18 protein-coding genes are annotated in these 14,227 nt (G+C 71.8%); 17 read left to right on the forward strand and 1 reads right to left on the reverse strand.

Annotation, left to right across the window (positions count from 1 at the left end):
• The first annotated feature begins 4 nt into the window (after positions 1–4).
• The 9 genes from rpmJ to glmM all read left to right on the forward strand — a co-directional run bounded on the left by rpmJ (position 5) and on the right by glmM (position 6,364).
• Complete coding sequence (rpmJ, locus tag ABIQ69_RS04390) at positions 5–118, forward strand: 50S ribosomal protein L36 (protein WP_092668570.1); 114 nt, start codon at positions 5–7, stop codon at positions 116–118.
• A gap of 155 nt (positions 119–273) precedes the next feature.
• A complete protein-coding gene (gene rpsM, locus ABIQ69_RS04395) occupies positions 274–654 on the forward strand; it encodes a 30S ribosomal protein S13 (protein WP_350349175.1) in 381 nt (126 codons plus the stop codon).
• A gap of 32 nt (positions 655–686) precedes the next feature.
• Entirely contained in the window at positions 687–1,085 is a 399-nt protein-coding gene (gene rpsK / locus ABIQ69_RS04400; protein ID WP_127794222.1) for a 30S ribosomal protein S11, read from the forward strand.
• A gap of 135 nt (positions 1,086–1,220) precedes the next feature.
• Complete coding sequence (locus ABIQ69_RS04405) at positions 1,221–2,207, forward strand: DNA-directed RNA polymerase subunit alpha (protein WP_350349176.1); 987 nt, start codon at positions 1,221–1,223, stop codon at positions 2,205–2,207.
• 43 nt (positions 2,208–2,250) lie between these two features.
• A complete protein-coding gene (rplQ, locus tag ABIQ69_RS04410; RefSeq protein WP_350349177.1) occupies positions 2,251–2,796 on the forward strand; it encodes a 50S ribosomal protein L17 in 546 nt (181 codons plus the stop codon).
• A gap of 159 nt (positions 2,797–2,955) precedes the next feature.
• Positions 2,956–3,879, forward strand: a complete 924-nt coding sequence (truA, locus tag ABIQ69_RS04415) for a tRNA pseudouridine(38-40) synthase TruA (RefSeq protein WP_350349178.1) — start codon at positions 2,956–2,958, stop codon at positions 3,877–3,879.
• 134 nt (positions 3,880–4,013) lie between these two features.
• Positions 4,014–4,460 (forward strand): 50S ribosomal protein L13, encoded by a 447-nt coding sequence (gene rplM, locus ABIQ69_RS04420; protein ID WP_350349179.1) that lies wholly within the window; start codon positions 4,014–4,016, stop codon positions 4,458–4,460.
• 38 nt (positions 4,461–4,498) lie between these two features.
• Positions 4,499–4,984, forward strand: coding sequence for a 30S ribosomal protein S9 (gene rpsI / locus ABIQ69_RS04425; protein WP_350349180.1), 486 nt, complete (start codon positions 4,499–4,501; stop codon positions 4,982–4,984).
• An 18-nt stretch (positions 4,985–5,002) separates the two neighbouring features.
• Positions 5,003–6,364 (forward strand): phosphoglucosamine mutase, encoded by a 1,362-nt coding sequence (gene glmM / locus ABIQ69_RS04430; protein WP_350349181.1) that lies wholly within the window; start codon positions 5,003–5,005, stop codon positions 6,362–6,364.
• A 57-nt stretch (positions 6,365–6,421) separates the two neighbouring features.
• Here the strand turns inward: glmM and coaA are convergent, their stop codons facing one another.
• Positions 6,422–7,372 (reverse strand): type I pantothenate kinase, encoded by a 951-nt coding sequence (gene coaA, locus ABIQ69_RS04435; protein ID WP_350349182.1) that lies wholly within the window; start codon positions 7,370–7,372, stop codon positions 6,422–6,424.
• Positions 7,373–7,460: 88 nt separating this feature from the next.
• On the opposite strand from coaA, the gene glmS reads away from it, so the two are divergent.
• The 8 genes from glmS to ABIQ69_RS04475 all read left to right on the forward strand — a co-directional run bounded on the left by glmS (position 7,461) and on the right by ABIQ69_RS04475 (position 14,199).
• Positions 7,461–9,311, forward strand: a complete 1,851-nt coding sequence (gene glmS / locus ABIQ69_RS04440) for a glutamine--fructose-6-phosphate transaminase (isomerizing) (protein ID WP_350349183.1) — start codon at positions 7,461–7,463, stop codon at positions 9,309–9,311.
• Between the two features lie 10 nt (positions 9,312–9,321).
• Positions 9,322–9,714, forward strand: coding sequence for a holo-ACP synthase (locus tag ABIQ69_RS04445; protein WP_350349184.1), 393 nt, complete (start codon positions 9,322–9,324; stop codon positions 9,712–9,714).
• Complete coding sequence (gene alr, locus ABIQ69_RS04450; protein ID WP_350349185.1) at positions 9,711–10,850, forward strand: alanine racemase; 1,140 nt, start codon at positions 9,711–9,713, stop codon at positions 10,848–10,850. Before ABIQ69_RS04445 ends, alr begins: the two co-directional genes overlap by 4 nt.
• Positions 10,850–11,365 (forward strand): tRNA (adenosine(37)-N6)-threonylcarbamoyltransferase complex ATPase subunit type 1 TsaE, encoded by a 516-nt coding sequence (gene tsaE, locus ABIQ69_RS04455; protein WP_350349186.1) that lies wholly within the window; start codon positions 10,850–10,852, stop codon positions 11,363–11,365. The genes alr and tsaE overlap by 1 nt, the downstream gene beginning before the upstream one ends.
• 101 nt (positions 11,366–11,466) lie before the next feature.
• A complete protein-coding gene (tsaB, locus tag ABIQ69_RS04460) occupies positions 11,467–12,087 on the forward strand; it encodes a tRNA (adenosine(37)-N6)-threonylcarbamoyltransferase complex dimerization subunit type 1 TsaB (RefSeq protein ID WP_350349187.1) in 621 nt (206 codons plus the stop codon).
• Complete coding sequence (gene rimI / locus ABIQ69_RS04465; protein ID WP_350349188.1) at positions 12,084–12,581, forward strand: ribosomal protein S18-alanine N-acetyltransferase; 498 nt, start codon at positions 12,084–12,086, stop codon at positions 12,579–12,581. Before tsaB ends, rimI begins: the two co-directional genes overlap by 4 nt.
• The gene (gene tsaD, locus ABIQ69_RS04470) at positions 12,578–13,630 is read left to right on the forward strand and encodes a tRNA (adenosine(37)-N6)-threonylcarbamoyltransferase complex transferase subunit TsaD (protein WP_350349189.1); all 1,053 of its coding nucleotides are present in this window, start codon (positions 12,578–12,580) and stop codon (positions 13,628–13,630) included. Before rimI ends, tsaD begins: the two co-directional genes overlap by 4 nt.
• 143 nt (positions 13,631–13,773) lie before the next feature.
• The gene (locus ABIQ69_RS04475; protein WP_350349190.1) at positions 13,774–14,199 is read left to right on the forward strand and encodes a DUF4190 domain-containing protein; all 426 of its coding nucleotides are present in this window, start codon (positions 13,774–13,776) and stop codon (positions 14,197–14,199) included.
• The last annotated feature ends 28 nt before the right edge of the window (positions 14,200–14,227 follow it).

Here is a 14,227-nt window from a genome sequence, read left to right on the forward strand (position 1 = left end):
GACTGTGAAGGTCAACCCCAGCGTCAAGCGCATCTGCGACAAGTGCAAGATCATCCGCCGCCACGGCCGCGTCATGGTGATCTGCGAGAACCCGCGCCACAAGCAGCGCCAGGGCTAGTCGCCGCGCTCGCGGGCGCGTCCGCACGCGCCCGCCCCGCGACTCACAACTGAACACATCGGCAACGCCAGAATCCGTTCGCGGAGGACACCTCGGGAGGAGGCCCGGGCACCGGCGTTGCTCCACACCTCCACTCACTCACAGGAGAAGCCACCATGGCACGTCTGGCAGGAGTCGACATCCCGCGCGAGAAGCGCGTGGAGATCGCACTGACCTACATCTACGGCGTCGGCCGCACTCGCGCGCTGCAGACGCTCGCGGAGACCGGCATCGACGGGAACATCCGCGTCCGCGACCTCACCGACGACCAGCTCGTCGCCCTCCGCGACTACATCGAGGGCAACTACAAGGTGGAGGGCGACCTCCGCCGCGAGGTGGCCGCCGACATCCGCCGCAAGGTCGAGATCGGCTCGTACGAGGGCATCCGGCACCGCAAGGGCCTGCCCGTCCGCGGCCAGCGCACCAAGACCAACGCTCGTACCCGCAAGGGCCCGAAGCGCACCGTCGCCGGCAAGAAGAAGCCCGGCCGCAAGTAACCGCTCGTCGCCAGATCTAGGAGATTTCGAACATGGCAGCACCCAAGGCGGCTACTCGCAAGCCGCGCAAGAAGGAAAAGAAGAACATCGCCGTGGGCCAGGCCCACATCAAGTCGACGTTCAACAACACCATCGTGTCGATCACCGACACGACCGGTGCCGTGATCAGCTGGGCGTCCTCGGGCGGCGTCGGCTTCAAGGGCTCGCGCAAGTCGACCCCGTTCGCCGCGCAGCTGGCCGCCGAGTCGGCCGCCCGCCAGGCGCAGGAGCACGGCATGAAGAAGGTCGACGTCTTCGTGAAGGGCCCCGGCTCGGGCCGCGAGACCGCGATCCGCTCGCTCCAGGCGGCGGGCCTCGAGGTCGGCAGCATCACGGATGTCACGCCGCAGGCGCACAACGGCGTTCGTCCGCCGAAGCGTCGCCGCGTCTAACGCTCCGAAGCCCTCGCCGGCCGGCGCCCATGCGGCGCCGGCCCGGCGTGGGGCAGACGTTCTCTCTCTCAACTCAAGAATCCTCAGCATCGCGAGGCGTCATATAGCGGACGCCCTGCCGAAAGGAATCCAACCGTGCTGATCGCACAGCGCCCGACGCTCACCGAAGAGAACATCTCGGAGTTCCGTTCGCGGTTCGTGATCGAGCCCCTCGAGCCGGGCTTCGGCTACACCCTGGGCAACTCGCTCCGTCGCACCCTCCTCTCCTCCATCCCCGGCGCCGCCGTGACGAGCATCCGCATCGACGGCGTGCTCCACGAGTTCTCGACCGTCCCGGGCGTGAAGGAGGATGTCACCGAGATCATCCTCAACATCAAGAACCTGGTCGTCTCCAGCGAGCACGACGAGCCCATCACCGCCTACCTGCGCAAGCAGGGCGCCGGTGAGGTCACCGCAGCCGACATCTCCGCTCCGGCGGGGGTCGAGGTGCACAACCCCGACCTCGTCATCGCGACCCTCAACGACTCGGCGAAGTTCGAGCTCGAGCTCACGATCGAGCGCGGCCGCGGCTACGTCTCCGCCAGCCAGAACCGCAACGAGTACTCCGAGGCCGGCCAGATCCCGGTCGACTCGATCTACTCGCCGGTGCTCAAGGTCACCTACCGCGTCGAGGCGACGCGTGCCGGTGAGCGCACCGACTTCGACCGCCTCGTGGTCGACGTCGAGACGAAGGCGGCGATCTCGCCGCGCGACGCCATCGCATCGGCCGGCCGCACCCTGGTCGAGCTGTTCGGCCTCGCCCGCGAGCTGAACACCGCAGCCGAGGGCATCGAGATCGGGCCCGCCCCGGTCGACGCCGTGCTCTCGAGCGAACTCTCGATCCCGATCGAGGACCTCGACCTGTCGGTGCGCAGCTACAACTGCCTCAAGCGCGAGGGCATCAACACGGTGTCCGAGCTCGTCGCCCTGTCCGAGTCGCAGCTGATGAACATCCGCAACTTCGGTCAGAAGTCGGTCGACGAGGTCAAGGACAAGCTCACGGAGATGGGTCTGTCGCTGAAGGACTCGGTCCCCGGTTTCGACGGCGCCCACTTCTACACGGGCTTCGACGACGAGAACTAGGCCGTAGCGCCCGCCAACCCCCACTACCTGGAGACAACGAACCATGCCGAAGCCCACGAAGGGCCCCCGCCTCGGAGGCGGACCCGCGCACGAGCGGTTGATGCTCGCGAACCTCGCCGCCGCGCTGTTCACGCACAAGCGCATCACGACCACCGAGACGAAGGCGAAGCGGCTCCGCCCGGTCGCCGAGCGTCTCGTCACCTTCGCCAAGCGCGGCGACCTGCACGCCCGTCGCCGCGTCCTCTCGGTGATCGGCGACAAGTCGGTCGTGCACGAGCTGTTCGCGGTCATCGCGCCGCAGGTGGCCGACCGTGAGGGCGGCTACACCCGCATCACGAAGATCGGCAACCGCAAGGGCGACAACGCGCCCATGGCGGTCATCGAGCTCGTCCTCGAGCCCGTGACCCCGAAGCAGCGCGCCGCGAAGCCCGCCGCCGAGGCGCCGGCTCCCGCTGCCGAGGAGCCCGCGGAGGCTCCTGCCGAGGAGACCGTCACCGAGTCGGAGGCCGCGGTCGACGAGGCCGCCGGCGCCGAGGCCGCTGAGGCCGAGGCTCCCGCCGAGGAGAGCGTCGAGGCCGAGGCGAAGTAACGCCGAACCCGAGAACGGGTCCCGTGTCCACCGGGCACGGGGCCCGTTCGTCGTTTCTCCGGACTCGGCGGCGGGTTCGATGGTCGCGATGCCTGGGGCCCCGGCGCGCGTGCCGCCGGTCGTCCGGCCGATACGGTGGCCGGCCCGTAGGCTGGACGGGTGGACGAGCGGGCGGCGGTCGAGAGCGCGGAGACCGTTCGCATCCGGCTCGCCATCGCGTACGACGGCGCCGGCTTCGCCGGTTGGAGCCGGCAGCCGGGGCTGCGCACGGTGCAGGGTGTGCTGGAGGAGGCGCTCGCGATCCTGTTCCGGCGCGCCGGAGTCGCCCCGAGGCTGACGGTCGCCGGACGGACGGACGCCGGCGTCCACGCCCTCGGACAGGTCGCCCACCTCGACGTGCCGGCCGACGCGTTCGACGCCGTCACGCGGGCGCGTCGGGGAGATGCCGCGGCCGGCCGGAGCAGCGATCCCGGCGGGGTGCTCGTCCGGAGGCTCACGGGCATCCTCGGGGCATCCGACGCCGACGTGGTCGTCTCACGGGCCGAGCCCGCACCCGACGGGTTCGACGCGCGGTTCTCCGCGATCTGGCGGCGATACGAGTACCGGGTGGCGGACGCCGCCGCGATTCGCGACCCGCTCGCGCGCGGGCGCACCGTCTGGCTGCCGCGCGACCTCGACGAGGCGGCGATGGATGCCGCTGCCCGGTCGTTGACTGGCCTCCACGACTTCGCGGCGTACTGCAAGCCGCGCGAGGAGGCGACCACGATCCGAACCCTGCAGGACTACCGGTGGTCGCGCCGCGAGGACGGCGTGCTCGCGGCCGAGCTCCAGGCCGATGCCTTCTGCCACTCCATGGTGCGTGCGTTGGTCGGCGCCTGCGTGGCCGTCGGCGAGGGCCGGCTCGACCCGGACGACCCGGCGCGGCTGCTCGCCGCGAGGGAACGGACGAGCGCGTTCAAGGTGATGCCCGCCAAGGGGCTCGTGCTCACCGAGGTGGGGTACCCGCCGGACGCCGAGCTGGCGGCGCGGGCCGAGCAGACGCGGGCTCGCCGCGAATTGCGTGTCGACGGGGTCATCGGCTAAACTCTCCCTTTGGTGCCGTCACTGCGCGGCATCCGAAGTTGAGCCCTCCACCGTGGCATTCGTCCGCATCGCGGCCGAATACCCAACGGAGCGGGATTCACGAACCCCTCACTCGATCAGAAAGCAGCACTCCTGTGACGCGCACTTACACCCCGAAGCAGAGCGAGATCCAGCGCGACTGGCTCGTCATCGACGCCACCGACGTCGTGCTCGGCCGCCTCGCCAGCCACTCCGCCGCCCTCCTGCGCGGCAAGCACAAGGCGATCTTCGCGAACCACGTCGACACCGGCGACTTCGTGATCATCGTCAACGCCGACAAGGTGGCCCTCACCGGTCAGAAGCTCGAGCAGAAGAAGGCGTACCGCCACTCCGGCTACCCGGGCGGTCTCAAGGCCGTCGGCTACGCCGAGCTCCTCGAGAAGAACCCCGTCCGCGCCGTCGAGAAGGCGATCCGCGGCATGCTCCCCAAGAACTCGCTCGGTCGCCAGCAGCTGAAGAAGCTGAAGGTCTACGCCGGCCCGGAGCACCCGCACGCGGCTCAGCAGCCGAAGCCGTACACCCTCACCCAGGTCGCCCAGTAAGCCCCGGCGCAGACGCGAAAAAGGATTCAGACACCACCATGGCGAAGATCGCAGACCAGATCGACCAGGCTCCTGAGAGCTACACGACCGAGACGCCGGCCTCGGAGGCCGCCTCGGCTCCCCGCCCCGTGCTGAACGTCTCGGGCGCGGCCGTCGGCCGCCGCAAGGAGGCCATCGCGCGCGTGCGCGTCGTCCCCGGCTCGGGCAGCATCACCGTGAACGGCCGCGAGTTCGCGGACTACTTCCCGAACAAGCTCCACCAGCAGCTCATCACCGACCCGTTCACCGTGCTCGAGCTCACCGGCTCGTACGACGTGATCGCGCGCATCACCGGCGGCGGCCCCTCCGGCCAGGCCGGCGCGCTGCGCCTCGCGATCGCCCGTGCACTGAACGAGATCGACCGCGAGAACAACCGTCCCACGCTGAAGAAGTCCGGCTTCCTCACGCGCGACGCCCGCGTCATCGAGCGCAAGAAGGCCGGTCTCAAGAAGGCGCGCAAGGCTCCGCAGTTCTCGAAGCGCTAGTCGCTGCGAGCTGCTGAGATGCCTCGGCTCTTCGGAACCGACGGGGTCCGGGGCCTGGCCAACCGTGAACTCACGGCTGACCTGGCCCTGGGCCTCGCCCAGGCGGCTGCGGCCGTCCTCACCCGGGGTCGCCACGCCGACGCGATCCGCGCGGCCGGGCGCCGCCCCGTCGCCGTGCTCGCGCGCGATCCGCGCGTCTCGGGCGAATTCCTCTCGGCCGCCGTCGCCGCCGGCCTCGCCTCGTCCGGCGTGGACGTGCTCGACGCGGGCGTCATCCCGACCCCCGCGACCGCGTTCCTCATCGACAGCATCCGCGCCGACTTCGGCGTGATGGTGTCCGCCTCGCACAATCCGGCGCCCGACAACGGCATCAAGTTCTTCTCGTTCGGAGGCACGAAGCTGCCCGACGAGGTCGAGGACCGCATCGAGAGCTTCCTCGGCCGGCAGAAGCTCGCCCCGATCGGCGACGGCGTCGGACGCATCCGCCGCTTCTCCGATGCGGAGGACCGCTACGTCGTGCACCTGCTCGGCACCCTTCCGAACCGACTCGACGGGCTCAAGGTCGTGCTCGACTGCGCCCACGGCGCAGCGTCCGGCGTCTCGCCCGAGACGTTCAAAGACGCCGGCGCGGAGGTCGTCGTCATCGGCGCCGATCCCGACGGCGTGAACATCAACGACGGCGTCGGCTCCACGCATCTCGAGCCGCTGCAGCGCGCGGTCGTGGAACACGGCGCCCATCTCGGCATCGCTCACGACGGCGACGCGGACCGCTGCCTCGCCGTCGATGCAGCAGGCAACGTCATCGACGGCGACCGGATCATGGCGATCCTCGCGCTGTCGATGAAGGAGCGGGGCACGCTCACCGACGACACGCTCGTCGTCACGGTGATGTCCAACCTCGGACTGAAGAAGGCCATGGCCGAGCACGGCATCCGCGTGCTCGAGACCAAGGTCGGCGACCGCTACGTCCTCGAGGCGCTGGGCGAGCACGGGCTCGCCCTCGGCGGCGAGCAGTCGGGCCACGTCATCATGAGCGAGTTCGCCACCACCGGCGACGGCGTGCTGACGGGGCTGCACCTCGCGGCCGAGCTCGTGCGCACCGGGAAGTCGCTCGCCGAGCTCGCCTCGGTCATGACGGTCTACCCGCAGGTGCTCGTGAACGTCCGCGGCGTCGACCACCACGCGCTCGGCGGCGACGCCGACATCGCAGAGGCTGTTCGCCGCGCCGAGGCCGAGCTCGGCGATTCCGGGCGGGTGCTCCTGCGTCCGTCGGGCACCGAGCCCATGGTGCGCGTCATGGTCGAGGCCGCAGACCAGGAGGCGGCCGAGCGGCACGCGAACGCCCTCGCCGAGGTCGTCCGCGAGCGCCTCAGCAGCTGACGCCGCCACGGCACGGGCGTGGCGCCCGCCGTCCGCCGAGTCTGAGCCGGTGCCGCGTCAGAGCTTGCGCAGCAGCACGCTGGAGACGGTGTGATCGGCGTCCTTGCGGAGCACCAGCGACGCTCGCGAACGCGTCGGCCGGATGTTCTGCAGCAGGTTCGGCTCGTTGATGGTCCGCCAGATCTCACGCGCGCGGGCGCGAGCCTCGTCCTCGGAGAGCGAGGCGTAGCGGTGAAAGTAGGACTTCGGGTTGGCGAACGCGCCGCGCTGGAGCTTCAGGAACCGCTCCTCGTACCAGCGCGCGATGTCGGTGGTCCGCGCGTCGACGTAGATGGTGAAGTCGAAGAGGTCGCTCACGGCGAGCCGGTGCCCGGGCGCCGGCGGTTGCAGCACGTTCAGGCCCTCGACGATGAGCACATCGGGCCGGCGCACCGTGATCTGCGCGTCGGGCACGATGTCGTAGGCGAGGTGCGAGTAGAACGGGGCGCGCACCTCCGCGGCGCCCGACTTCACCTCGCTGACGAAGCGGAGCAGCGCCCGCCGATCGTACGACTCGGGGAAGCCCTTCCGGGCCATGAGACCCCGGCGCTCGAGCTCCGCGTTCGGAAAGAGGAACCCGTCGGTCGTGACGAGCTCGACGCGCGGCGTGTGCTCCCACCGGGCGAGGAGCTCCCGGAGCAGGCGCGCGATGGTCGACTTGCCGACGGCGACGGAGCCGGCGACGCCGATCACGAACGGGGTCGACTCCGTCCGTTCGCGCAGGAACTCGCTGGTCACCCGGTGCAACGCCTTCGTGCCGCCGACGTAGAGGTTGAGGAGCCGGGAGAGCGGCAGGTACACCTCCGCCACCTCGCGGGGGTCGAGCGGCTCGCCGAGGCCGCGCAGCTGCACGATCTCGGTCTCGGTGAGCGGCGCGGGCATGGAGGGGGCGAGTGCGGCCCAGTCCGCGCGGTCGAGCTCGATGAACGGCGACACCTGCGCGGACGACGAGCCCTGGCGATCCAGCACCACGACAGTCTAGTGGCGGCGGCTCGCGGTCTTCGGGGCCGTCTCGCTCTCGGCGGGCGCCCATCGGCGCGCCGCTAGGATCGAGCGCATGTGTGGAATCGTCGGATACGTCGGTGAGCGTGAGAGCCTCGACGTCCTGCTGAGCGGCCTGCGCCGTCTCGAGTACCGTGGCTACGACTCGGCGGGCGTCGCCGTCATCGACGACGGCGGGAGCCTCGAGACCGCCAAGCGCGCCGGCAAGCTCCAGGTGCTCGCCGACGAGCTCGCTCGTCACCCCCTGGCGGGCGGTGGCACGGGCATCGGGCACACCCGGTGGGCGACGCACGGCGGTCCCACCGACCGCAACGCGCACCCGCACCTCGGCGACGAGGGCCGGCTCGCGCTCATCCACAACGGCATCATCGAGAACTTCTCCGAGCTGAAGCAGGAGCTGCTCGCCGAGGGCTTCGCCTTCGAGTCCGAGACCGATACCGAGGTCGCCGCCGTGCTGCTCGGCCGCGAGGTCCGCGCCACGGGCGACCTGCGCGAGGCGTTCCGTCGCACGGTCGCCCGCCTCGAGGGGGCGTTCACGCTCCTCGCCGTCCACCGCGACGAGCCGGGTCTCGTGGTCGGCGCCCGGCGCAACTCGCCCCTCGTCATCGGCCTCGGCGACGGCGAGAACTTCCTGGGCTCGGACGTCGCGGCGTTCGTCGAGTACACCAAGCGCGCGCTCGCCATCGGGCAGGACCAGATCGTCGCGATCACCGCTGACGAGGTCACCGTCACCGACTTCGACGGGACGCCCGTCGAGGTCGAGCCCTTCGAGGTCGCCTGGGACGCATCGGCGGCCGAGAAGGGCGGCTGGTCGTCGTTCATGCGCAAGGAGGTGCAGGAGCAGCCGGAGGCGGTCGCGAAGACCATCCTCGGTCGCATCGCCGACGGCCAGGTCGTGATCCCCGAGCTCGAGACCTTCGGCGACGACCGGCTCCGGAGCATCCGTCGCATCACGGTGATCGCGTGCGGCACCGCCGCGTACGCCGGCATGGTGGCGAAGTACGCGATCGAGCAGTGGGCCCGCATCCCCGTCGAGGTGGAGCTCAGCCACGAGTTCCGGTACCGCGAGCCCGTCCTCGACGAGGACACGCTCGTCGTCTCCATCAGCCAGTCGGGCGAGACGATGGACACGCTCATGGCCGTGAAGTACGCGCGTGAGCAGGGCGCCAAGACGCTCTCGATCTGCAACACGCAGGGCGCGACCATTCCGCGCGAGTCCGACGGCGTCGTCTACACGCACGCCGGACCCGAGGTGGCGGTGGCCTCGACGAAGGCGTTCGTCGCGCAGATCACGGCGCTCTACCTCTTCGGGCTCCACCTCGCGCGGGTGCGCGGGACGCTCGACGAGCGGGCGCTCGCGGAGCAGCTCGCCGAGCTGCAGGCGGTCCCGGCCAAGCTCGAGGAGGTCCTCGGCGAAGCCGACCGCGTCGCCCAGCTCGCGCACTGGATGGCCGACACGCGTTCCGTGCTGTTCCTCGGGCGGCACGTGGGCTACCCGATCGCGTTGGAGGGTGCGCTGAAGCTCAAAGAGCTCGCGTACATCCACGCCGAGGGGTTCGCCGCGGGTGAGCTGAAGCACGGCCCGATCGCGCTCATCGAGCCGGGTCAGCCCGTGTTCGTGGTGGTGCCGAGCCCGCGCGGGTCGGCGGCGCTGCACCCGAAGGTCGTCTCGAACATCCAGGAGATCCGGGCGCGCGGGGCCCGCGTGATCGCGATCGCCGAGGCGGGCGACGCGGCGGTGCTCCCGTTCGCCGACGAGGTCATCCGCATCCCGCTCGCGGCGCCGCTGTTCGAGCCGCTGCTCGCGGTCGTGCCGCTGCAGGTCTTCGCCATGGAACTGTCGCAGGCCAAGGGTCTCGACGTCGATCAGCCGCGGAACCTCGCGAAGTCCGTGACGGTGGAGTGACGGAGCCGACGTGATCGCGGGGATCGGGGTCGACGTGGTCGACATCGCGCGGTTCGAGCGCTCGCTCATCCGCACCCCGCGACTCGTCGACCGCCTGTTCGCTGAGAGCGAACGCGGGCGTCCGGCTCGTTCGCTCGCCGCGCGCTTCGCCGCCAAGGAGGCCCTGATCAAGGCGCTCGGCGGGCCGGCGCTCATGCGCTGGCACGACATGCGCATCGTGCAGGATGCCGCGGGCAACCCCGATTTCGCGCTCTCGGGCGCGCTCGCCGACCATGTCGCGAGTCTCGGCATCGACCGCGTGCACCTGTCGATGAGCCACGACGCGGGCATCGCGAGCGCGTTCGTCGTGCTGGAGCGGGTGGCCGACGGTGCTGCCTCCGCCGAGGGGAAGGCCGGCCGATGACGGATGCCGCGTCGCGAAGGCCCTTCCGCGAGGCCGTCGTCGACCTCGGCGCGGTGCGCGCCAACCTCGCATCGATCGCCGAGCGGGTGCGTCCCGCGCAGGTGATGGCCGTCGTGAAGGCCGACGCCTACGGCCACGGGGCCGTGCCGGTCGCCCGGGCGGCCGTGGCCGCCGGGGCGGACTGGCTCGGCACGGCCGACCTCGGCGAGGCGCTGGCCCTGCGCGATGCGGGCATCGATGTCCCGCTCCTCGCGTGGCTGCACGACCCCGAGCCCGACTTCGCCGGACCCGTCGAACGGGATATCGATCTCGGCATCTCCTCGGCCGACCAGCTGCGCCGGGCAGCGGAGACCGCCGACCGCGTGGGCCGGCCGGCGTCCGTGCACTTGAAGATCGACACCGGCCTCAGCCGCAACGGCGTGCCTCCCGAGGACTGGGATGCCTCGGCGGCGCTCGCCGCCGAGCTGGAGGCGCGCGGCCTCCTCCGGGTGCGCGGCGTCTTCAGCCATCTCGCGAACACCTCGGCCGAGGAGGATGCCGCGCAGCTCGCCGCGTTCGAGCGGGCGCTCACCGCGGCCGAACTGGCCGGGCTCGCGCCAGAGGTACGGCACATCGCCTCGACGGCCGCGGCGCTCCGGCTCCCGGCCGCGCGGTACGACCTCGTGCGCATCGGCATCGGCGGGTACGGCGTGCCCCCCTACAGCGACGGCACGACGGCCGCCGACCTGGGGCTCCGGCCGGCGATGACGCTCCGCGGCCGGGTCGCCGCGGTGCGCCGCATCGACGCGGGCACCGGGGTCTCGTACGGCCACGCCTGGCGCGCCGAGCGGCCGACCACACTCGCGCTCATCCCGCTCGGGTACGGCGACGGCGTGCCACGTCAGGCTTCCGGTCGCGGGGAGGTGCTGCTCCGCGGACGCCGCCGACGCGTCGTCGGACGCATCGCCATGGACCAGTTCCTCGTGGATGTGGGCGACGACCAGGTCGCGGTCGGCGACGAGGTCGTGCTCTTCGGCGACCCGGCGACCGGTGCGCCGTCGGCGGACGACTGGGGCGATGCGGCGGGCACCATCGGCTACGAGATCGTCACGCGCATCGGCCCGCGGGTGCCGCGCACCTACGTGGGAGGCGTGTGATGCGCCTCGACATCCCCGACACGGCCGCGATGGAGGACTTCGGCCGGTCGCTCGGCCGCGAGCTGCGTGCCGGAGACCTCGTGATCCTCACCGGCCCGCTGGGGGCGGGCAAGACGACGCTCACGCGCGGCATCGGCGAGGGCCTCGGCATCCGAGGGCCCGTGCAGTCGCCGACCTTCGTGCTCGCCCGGACCCATCCGAGCCTCGTCGGCGGTGCGCCGCTCGTCCACGTCGACGCCTACCGCCTCGGCTCGGCGGCTGAGCTCGACGACCTCGACCTCGACTTCGACCGCTCGGTGGTCGTGGTCGAGTGGGGGGCGGGCCTGCTCGACGGAGCGAGCGAGTCGTGGCTGGAGCTCGTCATCGAGCGCCGGCGAGGCGGTACCGGGGAGCACGCCGGCACGGACGAGGCCGCGCTCGACGACGAGGCGCTCGATGACGACGAGCCCCGCACACTCACCGTGACGGGCTACGGCCCCCGCTGGGCCGGCACCGGGTACGCCGCCGACGCGTGACGCGCGCGCGCCCGAGGCGCAGCGCCGGGGCCGTCTCGCCCTCGTCGCCGACCCTTCCGGCCGACGGGTCCGCCCTTCCGCGCAGCGCCTAGGCTTGGAACATGCTCCTCGCGATCGACACGTCCACCGGCACGTCCGTCGCCGTGGTGGATCGCGACGGCGGCGTCCTCGCCGAGGTCTCGACCGACGACCCCATGCGGCACGCTGAGGCGATCGGTCCGTTCATCCGCGACGCGCTCGCCGAGGCCGGCATCGTCCCGTCGCGGTTGTCGGGCGTCGCCGCGGGCATGGGGCCCGGCCCGTTCACGGGCCTGCGCGTCGGCATCGCCGCCGCGCATGCCTTCGCGCTCGGCATCGCCCGCCCGGTCGTGCCGGTGCCGAGTCACGACGCGGTCGCCTGGGCGTGGTACGAGGCCGGGGGAACGGGTGCGCTGCAGGTCGTGACCGACGCCCGGCGCCGCGAGTCCGCGGTGTCGGAGTACGACGGCCTCGACGACGCGGGGCTCCCGGTGCGGGTCGCAGGCCCCATGCTGGCGCCCCGCGACGAGGTGTCGCCGGCGCGGGGCATCCGCTTCGACGCGGAGCTCGTGCCGGCCGGCGCGGTGGGCATGCTCGCGGAGCTCGCGTTCGCCGCCGGCCGGCTGCCGCTCGCCGCCGACGAGCCGATCTACCTGCGCGCACCGGACGTCACGCCCTCGCCAGGCAAGCGGGTGCTGCGATGAGCCGGATGCTCCGCCGCGCGCGGCTCGACGATCTCGCGGCGGTGATGGAGCTCGAGCGAGCCACGTTCACCGACGATGCGTGGCCGGAAGACGCGATGCGGCGCGAGTTCGAGAGCCCGCACGGGTACTACCTGGTGGTGGTCGACGACGCGGCACCGGAGGTGATCCTCGGGTACGCGGGGCTCCTCGCGGGGCGCGGCAGCGGCGAGGGAGACATCCAGACCATCGCCGTCGCGTCCGATCTCCGCGGGCAGGGCGTCGGCCGAACGCTGATGCAGGCGCTCATCGCCGAGGCGAGGCGCCGCGGCGCCGAGCGGCTCTTCCTCGAGGTGCGCGCCGACAATCCCGTGGCGCGCGCGCTCTACGACTCGCTCGGGTTCGTCGAGATCGGCGTGCGTCCGCGCTACTACCGCGGCGGCATCGACGCCGTCCTCATGCGACTGGACGTCCCGGAGCCCGTGACCGCGCCCGCGTCCCCTCAGGAGGCACCGTGAACCGTGAGGCTCCGCTCGTGCTCGGCATCGAGACGAGCTGCGACGAGACGGGTGTCGGCATCGTCCGGGGCACCGAGCTGCTCGCCAACGCGATCGCCTCCTCGATGGATGAGCACGCCCGATACGGGGGAGTGGTGCCCGAGGTGGCCGCCCGCGCGCACCTCGAAGCACTCGGCCCCACGATCCGCGCGGCGCTGGCCGAGGCATCCGTGTCGCTCGACGAGCTCGACGCGGTGGCCGTGACGAGCGGTCCCGGCCTCGCCGGTGCCCTCATGGTGGGTGTGGGCGCGGCGAAGGCGCTCGCGCTGTCCCTCGGCACGCCCCTGTATGCCGTCAACCACCTGGTCGGCCATGTCGGCGCCGATCTGATCGGCGAGGATGCCCCGCTCGAGACGCCGACCGTGGCGCTGCTGGTCTCGGGCGGGCACACCTCGCTGCTGCTCGTGCGCGACCTCGTGAGCGATGTGGAGCTGCTGGGCGAGACGATCGACGACGCGGCCGGCGAGGCGTTCGACAAGGTCGCGCGCCTGCTCGGCCTGCCGTATCCCGGCGGGCCGGAGATCGATCGGGCCGCGGTCGGCGGCGACCCCGACGCCATCAGGTTCCCCCGCGGACTGACGAAGCCGAAAGACCTCGAGCGGCACCGCTACGACTTCAGCTTCTCGGGGCTCAAGACGGCGGTCGCCCGCTGGGTGGAGCAGCGCGAGGCCGCGGGCGATCCCGTGCCGCTGGAGGATGTCGCGGCCGGCTTCCGCGAGGCGGTGGTCGACGTGCTGGTCGGCAAGGCGCTCGCGGCGTGCGCCGACCTCGGCGTGCCGAGACTGCTCCTCGGCGGCGGCGTGGTCGCGAACGCGCGGCTGCGCGAGGTGGCGCAGCAGCGAGCGGATGCCGCGGGCGTCGCGCTGCGCATCCCGCCGCTGCGGCTCTGCACCGACAACGGCGCGATGATCGCCGCGCTCGCGGCGAAGCTGGTGATGGCCGGGCACGAGCCGTCCGGACTGGGGTTCGGCGCCGACTCGACGCTGCCGGTGACCCGGATCCGGGTCTGACCGGTCCCGGCCGGCGTCCTCGCGTCCCGTCGGTCCGTCGCGGTATGGTGAGGCGATACCGAGGGTGTCGCGCGCCGACCGGCGCCCGTCGTGAGCCGTGGGGCCGCGGCGATCACGCATCCACGCATGAGGGGACCATCACCGTGACCGATCCCAACACTCCCGAGCAGCCCGGAGCCGGCGTCCCGCCCACGCCGCCCGCCGCTCCCGCCTACGGCGCGCCCGCGCAGCCGTCCGCTCCGGCCTACGGCGCCCAGCCCGCCTACGGCGCTCCCGCCTACGGCTCGGGTGCGCCCGCGACCAAGACGAACACCCTCGCGATCGTCTCGCTCATCGCCTCGATCGCGGGCATCGTGGTCGTCTACTTCATCGGCTCGGTGGTCGGCGTCATCTGCGGTCACATCTCGCTGAACCAGATCAAGAAGACAGGCGAGCAGGGCCGCGGCATGGCGATCGCCGGCCTGATCGTCGGCTACGTCGGCATCGCGCTGTCGATCATCGCCGCCATCGTGCTCATCTCGCTCAGCGCGTGGCTCTTCTCCACGTACCCGAACGAGATCACCTACTGACCACCGACGTCACGAGCTGGAGAACGAC

Source organism: Agromyces sp. G08B096, from assembly GCF_040267705.1.
Taxonomy (GTDB): Bacteria; Actinomycetota; Actinomycetes; order Actinomycetales; family Microbacteriaceae; genus Agromyces.